This window comes from Mycobacterium europaeum, from assembly GCF_002102155.1.
GTDB lineage: Bacteria > Actinomycetota > Actinomycetes > Mycobacteriales > Mycobacteriaceae > Mycobacterium > Mycobacterium europaeum.
The window spans coordinates 88410-106379 of the sequence record NZ_LQOU01000010.1; the positions used below are offsets into that span (position 1 = coordinate 88410).

Annotated in this window: 12 protein-coding genes and 1 pseudogene; 9 read left to right on the forward strand and 4 right to left on the reverse strand. The window is 68.3% G+C overall.

Annotated elements, in window-relative coordinates:
• Window positions 1-44: 44 nt before the first annotated feature.
• From AWC03_RS04500 to AWC03_RS04510, 3 genes are read right to left on the reverse strand one after another with little or no spacing between them, the layout of a single operon-like run.
• Window positions 45-3671, reverse strand: a complete 3627-nt coding sequence (locus tag AWC03_RS04500) for a lipid II flippase MurJ (protein WP_085239318.1) — start codon at window positions 3669-3671, stop codon at window positions 45-47.
• Window positions 3668-6058, reverse strand: a complete 2391-nt coding sequence (locus AWC03_RS04505) for a hypothetical protein (protein ID WP_211279207.1) — start codon at window positions 6056-6058, stop codon at window positions 3668-3670. Before AWC03_RS04505 ends, AWC03_RS04500 begins: the two co-directional genes overlap by 4 nt.
• Complete coding sequence (locus AWC03_RS04510) at window positions 6055-6789, reverse strand: NUDIX hydrolase (protein ID WP_085239319.1); 735 nt, start codon at window positions 6787-6789, stop codon at window positions 6055-6057. The genes AWC03_RS04505 and AWC03_RS04510 overlap by 4 nt, the downstream gene beginning before the upstream one ends.
• Before the next feature lie 112 nt (window positions 6790-6901).
• Here AWC03_RS04510 and AWC03_RS04515 point away from each other — a divergent pair, with 112 nt between their 5' ends.
• The 3 genes from AWC03_RS04515 to AWC03_RS04525 all read left to right on the forward strand — a co-directional run bounded on the left by AWC03_RS04515 (window position 6902) and on the right by AWC03_RS04525 (window position 9301).
• Window positions 6902-8338 carry a CCA tRNA nucleotidyltransferase gene (locus tag AWC03_RS04515; protein WP_085239320.1) on the forward strand — a complete coding sequence of 479 codons (1437 nt, stop codon included), beginning with the start codon at window positions 6902-6904 and terminating at the stop codon, window positions 8336-8338.
• A gap of 24 nt (window positions 8339-8362) precedes the next feature.
• Window positions 8363-8872 carry a pullulanase gene (locus AWC03_RS04520; protein WP_085239321.1) on the forward strand — a complete coding sequence of 170 codons (510 nt, stop codon included), beginning with the start codon at window positions 8363-8365 and terminating at the stop codon, window positions 8870-8872.
• Window positions 8873-8971: 99 nt separating this feature from the next.
• Window positions 8972-9301 (forward strand): DUF2563 family protein, encoded by a 330-nt coding sequence (locus AWC03_RS04525; RefSeq protein ID WP_085239322.1) that lies wholly within the window; start codon window positions 8972-8974, stop codon window positions 9299-9301.
• 530 nt (window positions 9302-9831) lie between these two features.
• On the opposite strand, the gene AWC03_RS04535 is transcribed toward AWC03_RS04525, so the two are convergent.
• Window positions 9832-11301 (reverse strand): serine/threonine-protein kinase, encoded by a 1470-nt coding sequence (locus AWC03_RS04535; protein ID WP_249025824.1) that lies wholly within the window; start codon window positions 11299-11301, stop codon window positions 9832-9834.
• Window positions 11302-11763: 462 nt separating this feature from the next.
• Here AWC03_RS04535 and AWC03_RS04540 point away from each other — a divergent pair, with 462 nt between their 5' ends.
• The 6 genes and pseudogenes from AWC03_RS04540 (at window position 11764) to eccB (ending at window position 17968) form a co-directional block, all read left to right on the forward strand.
• Window positions 11764-12231 (forward strand): hypothetical protein, encoded by a 468-nt coding sequence (locus AWC03_RS04540; protein WP_249025825.1) that lies wholly within the window; start codon window positions 11764-11766, stop codon window positions 12229-12231.
• Between the two features lie 1300 nt (window positions 12232-13531).
• Window positions 13532-13933: pseudogene (locus tag AWC03_RS28185) on the forward strand (DUF5632 domain-containing protein); the annotation flags it as partial.
• A 15-nt stretch (window positions 13934-13948) separates the two neighbouring features.
• The gene (locus AWC03_RS28190; RefSeq protein WP_338067398.1) at window positions 13949-14383 is read left to right on the forward strand and encodes a DUF5631 domain-containing protein; all 435 of its coding nucleotides are present in this window, start codon (window positions 13949-13951) and stop codon (window positions 14381-14383) included.
• A gap of 137 nt (window positions 14384-14520) precedes the next feature.
• Window positions 14521-15453, forward strand: coding sequence for a hypothetical protein (locus tag AWC03_RS04550; protein ID WP_420845644.1), 933 nt, complete (start codon window positions 14521-14523; stop codon window positions 15451-15453).
• 195 nt (window positions 15454-15648) lie between these two features.
• Window positions 15649-16479 carry a transglycosylase SLT domain-containing protein gene (locus AWC03_RS04555; RefSeq protein ID WP_085239325.1) on the forward strand — a complete coding sequence of 277 codons (831 nt, stop codon included), beginning with the start codon at window positions 15649-15651 and terminating at the stop codon, window positions 16477-16479.
• 1 nt (window position 16480) lies between these two features.
• Window positions 16481-17968, forward strand: coding sequence for a type VII secretion protein EccB (gene eccB, locus AWC03_RS04560; RefSeq protein ID WP_085239326.1), 1488 nt, complete (start codon window positions 16481-16483; stop codon window positions 17966-17968).
• The last annotated feature ends 2 nt before the right edge of the window (window positions 17969-17970 follow it).

Sequence of the window (17970 nt, forward strand, 5' to 3'; positions counted from 1 at the left end):
GCCGCGGGCCGGCACTTCACCGCGGCGTGGCCGTGTGAGCGGCGTCAGGATGCGGCGTGGACCGTGATCTCGAAGAAGCCGGCCTGGCTCTTGCCGTTCGTCGTCCCCAGCGTGGAGATCCACACCAGCAGGTTGGATGTGGGCGAGCCCGCCCGGACCGGGATGACGTTGTGGCCGGGCTTGAGCGTGAACGCCGGCGCCAGCACGGTGGTGTCGTTCAGCGAGGCCGGTGACGCCGTGGTCGACGAGCGGATCTCGACCTTGGTTCCGGTGCTGGGCGTGTCGATGGAGACCTGCCCGACCACCGTGGGGTTCGGCAGCTGCAGCATGAGCCCCTCGCCCTGCTTGAAGCTGGGGAACGGCACGGCGTCGGTGTAGACCTCGGTCGCCCAGGCGGTGGACGGGTCGCCGTCGATGGCCTGGCCGGCCGTGCCCGCGTTGTCGGCATCGCCGTCGGGGGCGTAGACCGTCGCCTTGGTCGGTTTGACGATGCTGCCGGCGGCCGCGGAACTCGGCGCGGACGATGACGAGGTGGACGACGAGGGGCCGTTCAGCCCCAGCTCGTCCTTGTTGAGGCCGCCGCCGACGTTGCCGAAGATCTTGCTCACCACCGACGCCAGGACCAACAGTGCCACCACGATCACCACGACGGCCGCGCCGACGCCGATCAGCACGTTGCGGCGCCGGCGCGCCAGGATCGCGTCGTCGTCTTGATCCGCGGCGACGCGGGCGGTGGCCGGCGCGGGCGAATCGTCGATGGGGCCCAGCACCTCGGTCCGGTCGGCGACCGCGGTCGCTTGCTGCAGCAAGTTCAAAAGTGTTGAGGCGCTGCGTATCCCGCCATCCTCCTGAACCGCGCGCACCGCGACGGCGGAAATCTGGAAGGGAATCTCGCGGTCGATGGCCATCGGTTCCACCGGCTGACCCGCCGAATCGCGCTCGGCCGGGGCGAGGCCGCTGCGCACGCTCGACTCCGCGAGCGGCCAGCGATTGACCAGCAGGGCATACAGCGCGGCACCGATGCCGCGGATGTCGCCCTGCGGGTTGGCGTCGGGCATGGTCGCCGGGTAAGCGAGCACGACGTCGCCCTCGATGCTGACGCGCACCCGGCTCGGGTGGTCGATCGACAGCGCGACGCCGGCCCGGTGGGCCGCGTCGGCCGCCGCCGCCAACGACTGCATGGCCCGCACGGCACCGACCGGCGACGGCGCGGTGTCGGCCACCTCCTGCAGCGAACCGCCCCGCACCCACTCGGAAACCACCAGGCCGCCGTGGCCGGTGTGGACCACGTCGAGCACCCGGGCGATGCCCGGCTTGTCGATCCGGCTGAGCCGCAGCGTGCGGGACAGGATCTCCTGCAGCACGTCGTCGGGCAACGCCCCGTCGGGGTCGACGAAGGTCAGCGCGACCTGCCGGTCCAGCGCGGTGTCCAGCGCCTGCCAGAACTGCAAGGGCGGGGCGCCGCCGTGGAAGACCAACAGTCGGTAGCGGCCGCCCGCGATGCGGGCCCCGGGGACCAGATGGACGTCGTCCCCTCCCGGGTCCGCCCCGCGGTCGCGGGGCGCATCGAACGGGGCGGGGCCGCGCCGCGACGCGGGGGAAACGTCGCCATTGCGCTGGTCGGACGGGCGCGACGTCGACGGCTCGGACTCGCGGCCGGCGGGGATGTCGGGCTGGAAGTCGTCGGCGACCGGTCGTGGCAGCTCAGCACCCGACGCGGCGCTCTCGACAGGGCGGTCGCTCACCTCCGGTCCTTTCGCTATCCGGGCTGGGGTTGCCCGCTCCGGAGGTCTGCGCCGGATCGGCTCCTGGACCGCATTTACCCCAGGCGGGGACGAATTCCTCTGCTCAGGGTACGTGACCGGGGGCCGGCGAGACGATCGATCCGATGTCACCGGTTTGCGGGGAACCGGCAGCCGGGCGCCGAAGCGGCGGCTGAGGGCTTCCAGCGCCGCGTGGGCCTCGGGGACGTGTGCGCGGAGCATGACCGTGGCCATGATCGGCAGCATGATCACCGCGAGGATGAGCAGGCGCAGCAGCGAGCCGGCGCCGCCGCCGTGCGCGGTCAGCAGGCCGAGCCGCAGCAGCCGGTCGGCCACGTGGGCCAGCAATCCGGCCAGCATCGAGGCGGTGATCGTCACCAGGATGGTGCGCAGCTCACCGCTGCCGATCAGGTGGCCGCCGGTTGGCAGCAGGGTGTGCCGCAAGAGGAGGTACCCGATGACCGCGCCCGCCAGAAAGCCGAGGCCGTTCGCCAGCCCGAGATAACCGGCCACCAGCTTGGGGTCGTGGGTGACGTGAGGTGCCAGCACGGATCCGACGATCTTGACGGCCGTGATGACGAGGATGATCACGATCGGCGTCCAGGGCTGCTCGCGCGCGTAGAAGACGCGCAGCTGGAGCAGCACCAGGCCGTAGGGGATCAGCGTGAAGGCCGACAGGGCGATTGCGGCGCCCAGGTACCCGGCGTCGACCCCGCCGAAGTGGCCATAGGCGAACAACGCGCTGCCGATCGCCGGACCGCCGACGGTCATGAAGGCGACGATCGGGATCAACGTGATGAGCGTCAGTCGGGTGGCCAGCGACAAATCGGCGAGCACGGCCGCAGTGTCGTCGGCGGCGGCGTTGCGGCTCAACCGCGGCATGACCACGGTCAGCACGGTGACGCCGATCATCCCGAACGGCAGCATGAGGACCAGCCAGGTGTAGTTGTAGATCGCCGGGCCTGAGGCGGCCGCCGTGCTGGCGATCTGGTTGCCGACCACCAGACCGAGCTGGCTGATCAACACGTAGAGCACCATCGCGGCGGCCATGGTGCCGAAGCGCTTGAGGCGGTCGTCGATTCCCCACAGGGGGCGCAGGTCGACGCGTTGTCGGCGCAGCGCCACCAGCAGGACGGCGGTTTGCGCGAAGACGCCCAGCGTGGTGCCGATACTGAGGACCAGCAGCTTGGTGTTGCCCATCCGGACGGGGTCGACGGACAGCTCCCCGGGGACGGCCGCGTACACCGCCAGGGTCGCGAGGGCGACGACGTTGTTGACCACCGGCGCCCAGGCCGTCGGCCCGAAGACGTTGCGGGTGTTCAGGATCGCCATGAACACCGACGTGAGTCCGTAGGCGAGCACCTGGGGGAGCAGCAGATAGGCGAAGGCGGTGGTCAGCGGCTCGTTGACCTGCGGGTCGCGGCCGAGCATGAGCCGCACCAGCAGCGGCGCGGCGACCACCGACAACACGGTGGCCACCAGCAGCAGCGCGGTCGTCAGCGTGACCAGGCGACGCACGAATGCCGCGCCGCCGTCGGGGTCGCTCTGCTCGGCGCGGGCCAGCACGGGCACGAAGATGGCGGTGAAGGTCGCCTCCAGCACCAGCGCGGCCACCAGATTGGGCAACTGGTTGGCCACCGAGAACGCGCTGGACAGCGCGGCGCCGAGGATCGCCGCCAGGAGCACGACCCGGGCGAACCCGGTGAGCCGGCTGACCAGCGTGGCGAAGGCCATCGCCCACGACCGCGACACCAGCGCGGCGTCGGACAGTTCGGGCCGCCGGCGATCGACGCCCGCGGGGACGGGCGGCAGGGGACCCGTCGGCGGCGAGCCCGGGACCCGCGGCCGGCGCTGCGGCTGGGGCAGGCGTTGGTGTGGTGGTGCGGCCTGCCGGTGGGCGGGCTTCATACTCGGTGCTCGTGTTCGACCCGATCGCCGGCCTCGGCGTGCGGGCCCGCTGAGCCGGCGCCGGGGGGGTCGGGCCGGTCCAGGTCGGCCCGGTCGGGCTGGCCGCGGAAGCGGTGCCACAGGCGGCGCCCGGCCAGCAGCACCAGCACCGCCGCGGCCGTCATGGTGATCGCGAACAGCACCTTGCCGTAGGCGTTGGAATGCACCGACAGGCGCACCGGTTCGCCCAGCCGCATGCCGTCGGGTGTTCGCAGCGTCACGTCGATGGCGACCCGCTGGGTGAAGTTCACCTCGATCGGCACCCGCAGCGGTAGGTACCCCGGCGGCAGCTCGATCTGGCCGACGTCGGTGACGGTCATCCCGGGCGGGGCGTCGACCTGCAGGCGCACGCGGATGGGAACGGCCAGACCGTTGTGCAGCGCCAGCGGCAGGGGGCTGTGCTCGGTGGCCAGGGTGTAGGAGCCGCCCGGGTTGACGATGGTCACCGCGCCGAAGAGGTCGTTGATGGTCTTGCCGACGACGCCAAGGCGTTGCTGGGCCATCCCGTTGCGGGTATCGGGCGGCTCGGATTGGCTCAGCGCGCGCAGCATGTCTTCGCGCAGCGGGGCGGTGTACTGGATGCCGGTCAGCCCGGTGCGCTCGTCGGTGCTCAGCGCCGACGTCAGGCCCCACAGCCGGCCGACCTGGCCCGCGATGGCGCCCGTGACGTCGTCGCCGAACCGTCCGCGGGCGGAGGTGAAGGCGCCCACCGTTGCGGGCTGATCGGCGTGGTTTTGTCCCGCCAGGTTGGCCTCGGCGATGACCGCCGGCAGCGGTCGCGGTACCGCCAGGCCGGACCGGATGGCGGTGGTGAGCGCCGTCAGGATGATATGGGCGTCGTCGCCCTGCAGGTTCCACGTCGCCGGTGGGACGAGAAGCTGGGTGCGCGGTGCGTCGTCGTGGCGCAAGGCGTGCCAGAACATGGAGCCCAGGGCGTCCTGGCGGCGCGCGGTCGCCGAGTCGTGCGCGAGCCGCACGGTCAGCGAGGGGTCCAGGTAGGTGGGGACGGTGGGGGAGCTTCCCGCGCCGGCCAGCGCGGCGCCCACCGCGGGGTCGAACGGGGCGACCACCACTTGCGGGGACAGCCGCCGCGGCGCGGTGTCGACGGCGGCGTCGGAGGTTCCCTGCGCGTCGGCGGACCAGTCGGCGGCGGCGATGGCGACGGTGCTTTCGTTGGCGCCGAGCAGGTTGACCGCGCGGTTGGTCAACGGGCCGTCGAGCAGCGGCGTGGCGCCGCGCGCGGAGGGCACGTCCAGGATGCGGTCGACGATGCTGTTGACGGCGGTGGTGGCGGCGGCGCTCAGCCCGCGGTCGTTGACCCGTTGCAGCGCGTCCAGGTCGGCCTGGGCGTAAGGGAGGGGCACGACACAGGTGCGGTGGGCCAGTGCGCGCAACCGGTTGAGCCACTCGGTCGCGGCCGCTTGCCCGCCGCCTGGATGGGTTGGGGTGCCCGGCAGTTGGGCTGGGCCCTCGGGCGAGTCGGACACCACGTAGCCGGCGGTCATGGCGTTGACCATGACAAGCAGGTCGGGGTCGACGGCCAGGCACAGCGCCCGGTCGACGGCGCCGTCAGGGTCGACGTCGTGGCTGGTGGCGACCTCGGCCGCGGACAGCAGGATGTCCAGCCGGCCGCCACCCGCGAGAGAGGTGGCAAGGTCGTCGTCGACCAGGCGCACCGGGATGGTCCCGCCGGGCACGCCGGGGGCCAGCCGGGGCCGGTCGGCCAGCGGCCACAGCATGGTGAGCCACACGGGTTTGGAGGTGTCGGGCGCGACGGCCGAGGCCAGATCGGCGCCCTGGTCGGGCGGCACCCCGACCGCAGGAAGCAGGAATCGCGCATTGTCGAGCCGGGCGGGGGCGCCGTAGTCGGGTGTGCCGTTGACGTTGACCAGGACCGGGTAGATGCCGGGTTTGTCGATCCCCAACGATTGCTTGGTCAGCGACCGCAGCGGCGCCGAGAGCGTGAAGCCGACTTCCTGCCCGCGCTGGAGTTCGGGAGCGACCGTGAGGAAGTCGGCCGCCGGTTGGTATTGGTCGGTGTCGCCGTCGAGGGTGGTCCGCAGGCCGGCCGACGCGGTGACCGCGCCGGCGTGCTCGAGCCGGACCATCACGTCGCGGACGGGGCGGTCGCCGATGTTGGTCACCATGCCGCTGACGGTGACGACGGGTGGGCTGGTGGTGGTGACCACGTCCGGGGTGACTTGGTCGATGCGGACCCGGACGAACGGGGTCACGCCGGGTTCGCCCGCGGCGGCGGGCGGCATGACGGGCCCGGTGAGCATCGCGAAGCCGGCCACGATGCCGATCACCGCCGCGAGGCGCAACAAGCACAGTCGGGATCGCGTCACGGCCCGGGCCCGTGGCCGTTCTTGCGGCTGGTGTCCGGCTTGTCGGCATGCCGGGTGCGCGAGTGTGTTTGCGGGCGGCGCCGCGGAGACATGGGCGGCAGCGGCGGCAGGGCGGCCGGACCGTCGCTCTGCAGCTTGTCGATCAGTTCGTCGGCCACGCGGGCCAGTCTGCGTTCGTCGGCGTAGGCCAGCTTCGACGGCAGCTCATGGATCGGCACCCAGGCCACCTCGGCCACCTCGAGGTCCTCGTCGGACAACTCGCCACCGGAGAAGCGCATCAGATAGTGGTGCACGGTCTTGTGCACCCGGCGGTCGTCGGTGACGAACCAATAGTCGATGCGTCCCAGCGCTGCCAGCACGCTGCCCCGGATGCCGGTCTCTTCGGCGACCTCTCTTATAGCGGTCTGTTCGGCGGTCTCGCCCAGTTCGATGTGCCCCTTGGGCAGCGACCACAGCATCCGCCCGCGCCGATCGACGCGGCCGATCAGCACGGCGACCTGGGAGTCGCGCGGGCCGTCGAGGCCGTCGATGACGAGTCCGCCGGCGGAGGTTTCGTGCACGGTGCGCAGCCGGTCCGGTCCGCGGCGAGACGAACGGGATCGGCGCGATTTCGTCGCCGTCGAGTCGGCGGGCGCTTGGCCGTTCGTCTGGTTCTCGGTCGAACTTGCAGCGCCACGACCGCGCCGCCGCCCCCGGCGTCGACGTGGCTTGCGTTGTTCGCCGTCCGACACCCAAGCGATAGTAGCTGGCACGACATCGTCTCCCAGGACATACTCGCCGCTGACGGGCCTGCGATGGCGCGGGGCCGTCGTCTCCTGTTCCCGCCTACTAGGCTGATCGAACGTGCCCGAAGCCGATGTGGAACTGCTTGCCGCCGCCGCAGTTGCCCTGAACCAACACGCGCCGATGCTGCGCGAGCTGGGTTCGGCGTTCCAGGCCGCGGGCAACCAGCTGTACCTCGTCGGAGGTTCCGTGCGAGATGCGGTGCTGGGCAGGCTGAGCCCCGACTTGGACTTCACCACCGACGCCCGCCCCGAGCAGGTGCAACAGATCTTGCGGCGCTGGGCCGACCACTTGTGGGACACCGGCATTGAGTTCGGCACCGTCGGGATCGGCAAGGGCGAACACCGCCTGGAGATCACCACGTTTCGCGCCGACGCCTACGACCAGGTGTCGCGCAAACCCGCGGTGCAGTACGGCGAGCGCCTCGAGGACGATCTGGTGCGCCGCGATTTCACCGCGAACGCGATGGCCGTCCGTATCACGCCGGACGGGCCGGGCGAATTCCTCGATCCGCTCGGCGGTTTGGCGGCCCTGCGCGATCGGGTGCTCGACACCCCGGCCGCACCGGAGGTGTCTTTCGGCGACGACCCGCTGCGGATGCTGCGTGCCGCGCGGTTCGTCTCGCAGCTCGGCTTCGCCGTCGCGCCGCGGGTGCGCGACGCGATCGAGGCGATGGCCCCCGAGCTGGCACGGATCAGCGCCGAACGGGTGGCCGCCGAATTGGACAAGCTGCTCCTCGGCGACGACCCGGTGTCCGGCATCGACCTGCTGGTGCAGACCGGGATGGGCGCGGTGGTGCTGCCCGAGGTCGGCGGCATGCAGATGGCCATCGACGAACATCACCAGCACAAGGATGTGTATCAGCATTCGCTGACGGTGCTGCGGCAGGCGATCGCGCTGGAAGACGACGGTCCGGATCTGGTGCTGCGCTGGGCCGCGCTGCTGCATGACATCGGCAAGCCCTCGACCCGGCGGCACGAAGCCAACGGCGGCGTGAGCTTCCACCACCACGAGGTGGTCGGCGCGAAGATGGCCCGAAAGCGGTTGCGGGCGTTGAAGTATTCCAAGCAGATGGTCGAGGACGTCTCGCAGCTGGTGTACCTCCATCTGCGGTTCCACGGTTACGGCGAGGGCAAGTGGACCGATTCCGCGGTGCGTCGCTACGTCACCGACGCCGGGCCTCTGCTGTCGCGGTTGCACAAGCTGGTGCGGGCCGACTGCACCACCCGCAACAAGCGCCGGGCCGCCCGGTTGCAGGCCAGCTATGACCGGCTGGAGGCGCGGATCGCCGAGCTGGCCGCCCAGGAGGATCTAGCGCGCGTGCGTCCCGACCTGGACGGCAACCAGATCATGAAGCTGCTCGACATCCCGGCCGGCCCGCAAGTCGGCGAGGCGTGGCGCTTCCTCAAAGAGTTGCGATTGGAGCGCGGGCCGTTGACGTCCGAGGAGGCCAGCGCGGAACTGCTGAGCTGGTGGCACTCGCGGGGGAACCAGTAACGGCGTTGTGCCGTCTGATCTTTCGTGGACTATTGCATGGGTGCCGACGATGGCACGGCGGATATCTTTCACCACGACTTGGACCTCGACCTGGACGGCGACGGCCGGTTCGATGCCTTCGGCCTGGATCTCGACGGCGACGGCTTGCATGACGACGCGCTCGCGGACCTCGACGGTGACGGCATCGCCGATCACGCGGTGGTCGACCTCGATAACGATGGCACTCCTGAGGCGTACTTCACCGACGACGGATCCGGGACGTGGGGCGTGGCCACGGAGCAGGGCCGACAACTGCGGTGGTTCGGGCTCGACGGCGTCGAGCACACCGGCGGCCCGCTGGTCGACTTCGACGGCCACGGTGGCGACAACGACCGACTCTTTGATATCGACGGCGACGGGGTGGCCGATCGGGTGATCTGCACGGATGAGGATGGCATCACCGGATACGTCGACACCGACGGCGACGGCAAGTGGAACGTGCGGCTGAGTGATAGCGATGGCGACGGCTTGGCTGACGGGGCTAGCGCTTTGTAAGGCGTGCAGCAGGCCAGCCGACACAACGTGAATTGACCGCCGCCCCTCGTGTATTTAGCCTGGTCAGTAGGTTGCCGAGCCACGGCGAAAGGGGTGGCAATGTTCGTTGACACAGCGCTATTGCACTCTGGGGGCAACGAGTCACACCGCGCGGGCGGGCACGCGCAAGAAGGCGCCGACCAGCTCGCGAGGGGCCCGCTGGCGTCGGGAATGTTCGGTGACTTCGCCGCGGCTGATTCTTTCCACGAGGCCGTCACCGCAGCTCACACGCAGCACGTGCAGAACTTGCAAGGTCATAAGCAGACGCTGACCGACGTTGGCGCGAAGGCACACGTTGCGGCTAAGAGATTCACCAGCATGGACCAGCAGAATGCCAGCGAGATGCGGGCGATGCGACCGGGAGCCGCGGCGCCAACGCCCCGGGGGTGAGCGCCGCGTTGGGGTGGGCCCTACACGGGATCGAAACTATTGATTAGCCAGGCTCCGCGCATCCTCAGTAGCCCCACGCGCACCGAGCTGTTCGTGGTTTCGGGCGCCGGCTTCGCGAGAGTCGTGGTGACTTGATTAACGAACACAAGGACCGACGCCTTCTCACTAGTGAGGGCTTCGACCCCTGCGAGCGCGACATTGGCCTTGGTTGTAATACCGTTCTGATGGGCAGTCGGGATGACGCTTTTGTCGACAAAATCGACTGTAATAGTTGAGGAAGTCACCAGTTAATAGCGCCTCTGCTGCACTCGTATCTTTCTCAACGGTATCGGGGGAGTAGCTCAAGAGCTTCACACTGCCGGAACTTGCCGCTTGAGTTGCCGCTGCTCGCTCACTGTCAAGATCTGCGACTGGTGGCAATTGGCGAGTCTTTACAGCCATCTGCCAGCCGCCGAGCGTAGCGGCGACCACCACCGCGCCGGCCAAGACTAGGACCATCATCCACCGTGTACTGCGCCCGATTTCACGCATCACACGAACTCCGCGCTGGATACCTTGTAGACGTCGCCAACCTTTTGCACTCTGAGACGGATCCGCATGTTCCGCGGCGCATCCGAAGCACCATCGTCGGTGCTGGCTTTCGAGGTCAGAGCGACCAGGACAGACGCGGTCGTTCCCTGTATCGATTCCAACCCTGCGGCGTTGACAGTCCCCACCGTCGTCTTCTTCTGGTTAACGACGGCCTGTCTTAAGCCAGCGCCGTTTTTCGCGAACTCGTCATGAAACTCGCCGATCGATCCATCGAGGACTCTCTGGAGATCGGTGTCGATGGACGCGGGGCTAAGACTCGTCATGGTAATCGCGAACTGCTTCGCGTCGTCCACGTAGGGCTGCCAATCGGGCGGAGCCGTCGATGGCTGGGGGCTCGGACGCACAAACTGTGTCACTGCGAATGTGATGGCTGCAAACAAGAGCACCAGCATGCTCAGTAGCACAACGTTGGCGGCCCGGCCGCCCGTTCGTGCCGCGGACTCGCCTGGCATGTGTAAATCGGTGCTGTGAGCGGGCATCGTTAGTGGCAGGGGTGGGCCATGGTCTTGTCGGAAAGGCGGCTGATACGAACCTCCGAACATGGTTCGGGCGATGCTCGGGTCAGGCTGCAGCGCAGTCGTCAAGGCGTTTCGGGCGGCCACGGCCAGTTCCTGCGCGCTTGAGTATCGGTGATGCGGGTTCTTGGCCATGCCTCTTGCGATCACGTCGTCGAAGCCCTGGGGCACGCCAGGCCGCTGCTGACTTGGCCGTGGCGGTTCGAGTGTGAGGTGGCCGGCGATCTGTTGTTCCATTCCTTGGCCGGGATAAGGCCGGCGACCGGTCAGGCACTCATACAGAACACACGCGAGCGAGTAGATATCGGAGCTCATGTCGGCAACGCCGGATGTGAAGCGTTCCGGCGCCATGTAAAACATGGTGCCGACGATCATGCCGGTGCTGGTCAGCGCGGCAGCCGATGCGTCGCGGGCGATGCCGAAGTCAATGAGGTACACAAAGTCGCGCGGCGTCACAATTGCGTTGGACGGTTTGATGTCACGGTGAACCAGCCCCGCGGTATGCGCAGTGTCGAGCGCCGCGGCCAGTTGTTCAATGACGTGCACGGCGCGGTTCGGCGGCATCGGACCATCGCGTTGCAAGAGAGCGCCTAGGTCGACGCCGTCGATCAGGGGCATCACCAGATAGAGCCGGCCGTCGATCTCGCCAGTGTCAAAGACGGGAATGATGTGGGCCTCGGTTAACAGGGCGACGGTGTGGGCCTCGCGGCGGAACCGCTCCACATACCCGGGCTCCGAGCCGAGCGCGGCCGCCAACACTTTGACGGCAACATCACGTCCGATGATGGTGTCGTGCGCTTTGTACACGGTTCCCATGCCGCCCTCACCGATCACGGAAAGCAACTGGTAACGACCAAACGGCAGGGGTTCGAACGGCTGACCTGGCTCATCCACCGGTCAGGATGCTAGTGGACAAACAAGCTGAAGAAGTTCAATCCGGAGCTTGGATGTTGTAGCCACCGCAGCTAGTGGCTGTCCCGCATGTACGGTCTGTACCCACGTCCCGGCAAGGAGGCTGAGGAGTAAGGGGACATTCCACAGCGGAATTAACTTTTAGTGACCAGAACTAAGACACGAAGACTGGGCTGTATGGGGAGTCTCGGGGCCAGCCGATAGTCACTTAGCATTGCCGGGGCCTGTGCGAAGGTTCGGCGGAAGCACGGAGCGGTGATTTGATGACGTCCCGTTTGTTGCCTCACTATTGAGGGCTAAGGGGAACAACTAAAGGGGTTCTATCTCACTGCGGCGGCTGAGGAGGGCGCAATGGCGGGGGACTTGCCTCCTAACCCGGGTGGAGGTTCGGCGGGGTGGACGCCAGGCGCAGGTCAGTGGCCGCCCCACTATCCAGTCAAACCGATGAGGCGTCAGCGTGCATGGCCGGCGATCGCCCTTGCGGCGATTGCCATTTTGCTTGGGGCCGCGGCGCTAGTTGCGGCATTCGTACGCCCCATGAAGAGCTCAAGCGGCGCCATTACAGCCACCTCGGTGGTCCCCAGCTATACGGCCGCAGATGCCTCCACCGCGCACCAGAAGTTGTGCGAGGCGTACCGGCTAGCAGCTCGTGCCGTGCAGATCGAGACGAACGGAACCAGCCCAGAGCGCGCCGGTATCGCTGAGGTCAACGGCGCGATGATGTTAGACGACGTGGTGGGGGCATTTCCGGCGATAGCACCCGACGAGCGGGCTGCTGCAGTGGCCTTGGCTCGGGCGTACAACAACCTCGCGGCGGTTGCAAGCCTCAACGACAATTCTTTGTGGCAGCCAGCAGTCGATGACGCCAATGCCAAAGATGCCGCAATGAAAAAGGTCTGCGGTGGGTCTTGATCTGCCGCCGGGCAAGTGGACGCTGCCGCTGATTGGACCCTGGTGGCCAGCAGCGCCAACGGCTCTGCGGGGCGCTGCGCAATATTGGAACCAAGCATGTGGCGAGCAGCAGCAGTACGCACAGGACTTACGCAATCAGCGAACCATGCTGACGGCAAACAACCAGGGCCGCACGGCGGAGGATCTCAGCGCGCGCTACTACCGGGGTGAGCAGTTTCATTTAGACCTGGCCGAAAAATATCGGGATAAGGCTTCCGCATTAAATTCGTGCGCGGATCAGATCGATGCTTTGCGTTCCAAGCTGGCTCAGCTCGCAGCTGAGGGGAACCAGGAAATCGATCGGATACTCGCATCTAAGGAGCCGGAGCCTGCAAAATTATTGGAAATACAAGCCGCGCAGGTCGGCTACAACGCTAGGGCGGAAATCGCATCCGATACCGCTGTCAACAACATGCTGGGTGCAGCCCAGCCGATGCTTGCCAACGAAGGTATTCACGGTGACGCTAGGGCGTGGGCGGGCGAGAAGGGCTTCGATATCGGCCATGTTCCGCGCCCTCAGCCGATCAGCGAGAACGACCTAAATTCGTCGACTCAGTCGCCTCTAGCAGTGGCGCCAGGCGGTGCACAGGCGCCGACTGGTTCGCCCGCCGGCGGTGTGCAGGCGGTATCACAAACAAGTCCTGCGGCTGGCGGCGTTCAGGGGACGGGTGGCCTACAGCCCGGTGGCAGCGCGACGTCGACGTCCCATGGAGGGCCAGGCATTGGAAATGTTCAACGGCCCGGTCAGTTGCCGGGCGGCCACCTGCCCCCGATGCAAGCCCCCTCTTCTCCGGTTGGCGTCGGTGGGCCAGTTGCCGGTGCGCCGTCGATGAATGCGCCATTACCGACAACTGCTGCCGGACAGGGCATTTCGCCGGGCCTTGGCCAATCCTTTGCGAGTGGAGTGGCGACGGGGCAAACGGCGGGGGCCGGTCCGCAATCGCTGTCGGCTGGTGCGATGCCTGCGTTTGAAGGGGGGACGCCCCCGACCGGAGAGACGGGAGCGCCGGCCCCGCCGCCGGCAGCGCCTAGCGTCCCGGCGGGTGGAGCATTCATTCCTGCGCCTGCATCGCCCGACATGCCTCCGCCCGCTGGAGACGCCCCTCCCGCGCCTACGGGCGCTGGCATCACTCCTGCAGCGCCCGCCGTGATGACTGGCGGCTCGTGGTCGGGGCCAGCGGCGCCTGTTGCCAGCGGTCCTGCCGGTCCATTGCCCGCCTACGGTTCCGACCTGCGGCCACCCGCGGTGGCGTCGACGACCATGCCCGCAGCTCCCGCGGGCCCGGTCTCGGGTGCACCGGTCGCGCCCTCGCCTGGCTCATCCCCAGCGGCGGGCGGACCGCTGGTTTCCCCGGTAGAGCGGGCCGCACAGGGGGCTGCGAGCGGACAGGCCGGAACCGGCTCCCCGACGATTGCCGGTGCCTCGGCGGCGTCCGCAGCAACCGGTGCAGCGGCTGGCGCTGCGTCCAGCAGATCAGCCGAACAACAGCGGCTGCAACGGCTTGTCGACGCGGTTGCCCGCCAAGAGCCACGACTGTCCTGGGCGGCTGGGCTACGTGACGACGGCACCACCACCCTGCTGGTCACCGACCTTGCCGGCGGCTGGATTCCGCCTCACGTCCGACTACCTGCCCACGTCACTCTGCTTGAACCCTCGGCACGACGTCGTGATGCCAACGTGGTTGATTTGCTGGGCGCCATCATGGTCGCGGCGGCCCACCATGCGAACACCTATGTCACTGAGCCGGGTTCGGAAGAGCCGCTGCTAACAGGGGACCGGCTCGCGCGCTCCGCTGCGCCACACGTGGAGGAACTTGGGCCGACTCTTGTGGACGCTGTACGGCGCCGCGATGGTCTACCACGAATCGCGCAGGCGGTTGCCGCGCCAGCGGTACGGAAGACCGGGGTCCTCGAAAACGAGGCCCACCTGTTGCGTGAATGCATCGCAGATGTGCAGCACGCGGTTCTCAACGCGTACCCCGACCACGACCCCGCCGCGGTTGGGGACTGGATGCTTTTGGCGGCGATCGACGCGCTAATCGACGATCACGAGCACCTGGCGAATTACCACCTGGCCTGGTTTGCGTCGATTTCGAGGCACAGCGGCTCCTGAAGGCCCGCATTGACACCGGTCATTACGGGTCTACGTGACTGCCGGGATCAAGGTGACTACCGCTTAGGGCGTCTTATGGGAAAATCAACGTCGGAGGTTGATGCCGTAGCCGCGAGGAGTGAGAGCGGGGTGGAAGTGTGACGATTCATGCAAATCCAGCGGTGTACGGGTATCTCGCCAACGCGCCGGCGGATCTGCCGCCGGTTTCGCCGCCGCAAGGCGCCCCACCCGACACCTCGCCCGCCGGCGGTCCGGCCACTCAAGCAGCGATCGCCGCTGCAAACGCAGGCGTTCCCAAAGACGCAGCAGACGCCGCCGCCGCGGACGCGGACCGTCGGGCCCACGCCGCGGACGCCGCGGCCAAATTCCCCGCCAACGAGGCCGAATCTCAACAGCAGATGCAAAACGTCGGTCAAGAAGCGCCGCAGATGATGCAGCAGATGCTGCAAAGCATCACGGGCGCGCTCGGCGGTGCGGTCGGCGGCGTCATGCAACCGCTGACGCAGCTGCCGCAGCAGGCGATGCAGGCGGGTCAGAGCGCGATCCAGCCGCTGATGAGCGCCGTCCAGGGCGCCCACGGCGCCGGACTGGCGAGCGACGCGCATCTCGTCGACAGCGTCGGCCCGGGCTCCGGAGCCGGCAGCGGCTTGGGCTCGGGCGGTGGCGGCGCGGGCCTGGGCGGCGGCGGCACCACCCCGGCCAGCTCGTTGGGTCCGCCTCCGGTGCCGACGTCATCGCCGCCGACGACACCCGCCGGCGCGGCGAAGGCCGCCATGATGCCGCCGGTCAGCGGCGCGCCGACCGCCGGGGGCCAGACCGGTATGGGCGGTATGGGAATGATGCCGCCCGGAGCGATGGGCGGCCACGGTGAAGGCGGCAACAAAGAGAAGCCGCCGGAGAAGCGGATCTCGGCGCCCGGCGTGCCCAATGGCCAACCCGTCAAGGGCCGCCTGACGATGCCGCCGAGCCCGCCGGGGCCCAAGCCGGGCGAGGACAAGCCGACCGTGGTCACCAACCGGCCGAATCGCCGGATCGTCATCATGCCGACCGAGGACGAGGCGAAGGAATAGCCCGCCGCGGCCCATTCCCACTCCGCCGGAAGGTGAGTGGTCGCGCCGCAGCCCCGGCAGTAGGGTCGCTACGTAATCGCTAGTTATTGACAGCGGAACTGCCTATTCGTGCATGCTATTGAGTACGAATTCTTGCGGCGCGGGTGTGGGAAAAAGGGGACCAGGGTGGGGCAGTCATTGACTGATCCGCTGACGATGCACGCGGTGGCGGTCCTGGCCCGCGGCCACGGTCTGTTCGCCGGTGAGGCCGCCGCCCCGCGGGTCGGCAACACGCAGGAACATACCGAGCTCAGATCCGAGGGCCTCCCCCGCGCCGCCGTCAAAAGGTCGACGGAAGCGCTGAACGAACTGCGCCAGGCGAGCACCACCGACCGCGCGCTGGCACGAATCATGGCCGCGGCGCGCGCCGGCCACGCGCAGGCGAGGGTGGCGACCCGAGCGATCTTGGACAACGCCATGGCCGACGCCGCGTCGACGCCCGATACCCCCATGGCGCGGCGCGAAGCCATGGTCCGGATGGCGGCGAGGCTACGCGCCCAGCACCGGCACATCCTCAACTCGCGCCGGCGGGCACGGCTCCTCACCCTGCGGCTGCGTCGGCTGCGTTACCGACAGAGGCGGGCCGCGATGCGAAGCGACCAGGGCAGCGGGCGCGGTGCGGTCGTGGCGGCCATCCGTAAAGCATTGGACATCAAGGGTATTCACGACCCCGCCGCGCGTGCCCGCTGGGAACGCGGCATGGATCTGGTCGCTCGCCGCGAGTCCAATTACAACGCCAACGCGGTCAACGGCTGGGACTCCAACGCGGCGCGGGGCACGCCGAGCAAGGGCGCCTGGCAATTCATCGCACCGACCTTCGCGACCTATCACGAGCCGGGCACGTCACGCGACATCCACAACTTGGTGGCGCAGGCGTGCGCGTTCATCAACTATGCGACGGGCCGATATCACGTCGCCGCGGACGCGTCGAATCTCGCTGACCTGATTCAGCAGGCCGATCCTCGCCGATCACCGAAGGGGTACTGAGATGCCGCTGAGTCTGTCGAACCGCGACCAGAATTCCGGTCACCTGTTCTACAACCGGCGGCTGCGCGCGGCGACCACCCGGTTCTCGGTGCGAATGAAACATGACGACCGCAAGCAGACGGCCGCATTGGTGTTGTCGATCCTGCTGGTGGCGATTGCCGCCGGGTGGATGATGCTGCTCAACGTGCTGAAACCGACTGGCGCAGTAGGTGAATCGGCGATCATCGGGGACCGCGACTCCGGCGCGATCTACGCCCGCATCGACGGCCGGCTCTATCCGGCCCTCAATCTGACGTCCGCCCGGCTGGCCACCGGGACGGCGAACCCACCGACGTGGGTGAAGCGCAGCGAGATCGCGAAGTATCCGACCGGGCCGCTGATCGGTATCCCGGGGGCGCCGGCGGCGATGCCGGTGAACCGGGGTGCGATCTCGGCGTGGGCCGTCTGCGATACGGCGGGCCGCCCGCGCAGCGGGGAGAAGCCGGTCGTCACGTCAATCGCGGGCACGCTCAACGGCGGTGACCGCGCTGCCCCCCTGGCCGATGATGCCGGCGTGCTGGTGACCTTCGAGGGCAACACATACGTGATCTGGGGCGGCAAACGCTCGCAGGTCGATCCGGCCAGCAGGGCGATCACCCTGAGCCTGGGGCTGGACCCCGGAGTGACGTCGCCGGTTGAGATTTCACGCGCGCTGTACGACGGGATGCCGGCGACTGAGCCGCTGCGCGTCCCGAACGTTCCGCAAGCGGGCGCGCCCTCGACCTGGGTCTCGGGGTCGCAGGTGGGCGCGGTGCTGCAGGCCCAGACCGCCGGCGGCGGCAAGCAGTTCTACGTTCTGCTGCCCGACGGCGTCCAGAAGATCACCAGCTTCGTCGCGGACCTGCTCCGCAGCGCCAACTCCTACGGCTCGACAGCGCCGCGGGTGGTGACCCCCGACGTGTTGGTCAACATCCCCCAGGTGAACTCGCTGGACGTGGACTACTACCCGACGAAGCGGCTGAATTTCATTGACACGGCCGCGAATCCGACCACCTGTGTCGCCTGGGAGAAGGGCTCAACGGACCCGCAGGCCCGGGTCGTCGTCTACAACGGGCGGGGCCTTCCGGTGTACTCCTACCTCGACGACCGGATCGTGCACCTGGTGCGCGACGACCGGGACCCGGCCTCGGTGGTCGCTGACCAGGTGCTGGTGCTGCCGGGGGCGGCCAACTTCGTCGCCTCGACCAGCGGGGTGATCACGTCCGATTCCCGCGAATCGCTGTTCTGGGTGTCCGACAACGGCGTGCGGTTCGGCATCGCCGCCAACGACGACACGATGCGCGCCCTGGGACTCGACCCGGCCTCGGCGGTCCAGGCGCCGTGGCCTTTACTGCGCACGTTCGCGGCCGGCCCGGCGTTGTCGCGGGAGGCGGCGCTCGTGGCGCGTGACACCGTGCCCGCGCTCGGCAAGGCGGCCGTGGTGACGACATCGGCGAAGGCGGGAGGCTAGGG

Bases quoted from the DNA above. Each gene is read 5' to 3' on its own strand.
- AWC03_RS04540 (WP_249025825.1), top strand. From the start codon at position 11,764: ATGAGGCGTCAGCGTGCATGGCCGGCGATCGCCCTTGCGGCGATTGCC.
- AWC03_RS04500 (WP_085239318.1), bottom strand. From the start codon at position 3,671: ATGAAGCCCGCCCACCGGCAGGCCGCACCACCACACCAACGCCTGCCC.
- AWC03_RS04555 (WP_085239325.1), top strand. From the start codon at position 15,649: ATGCACGCGGTGGCGGTCCTGGCCCGCGGCCACGGTCTGTTCGCCGGT.
- AWC03_RS04525 (WP_085239322.1), top strand. From the start codon at position 8,972: ATGTTCGTTGACACAGCGCTATTGCACTCTGGGGGCAACGAGTCACAC.
- eccB (WP_085239326.1), top strand. From the start codon at position 16,481: ATGCCGCTGAGTCTGTCGAACCGCGACCAGAATTCCGGTCACCTGTTC.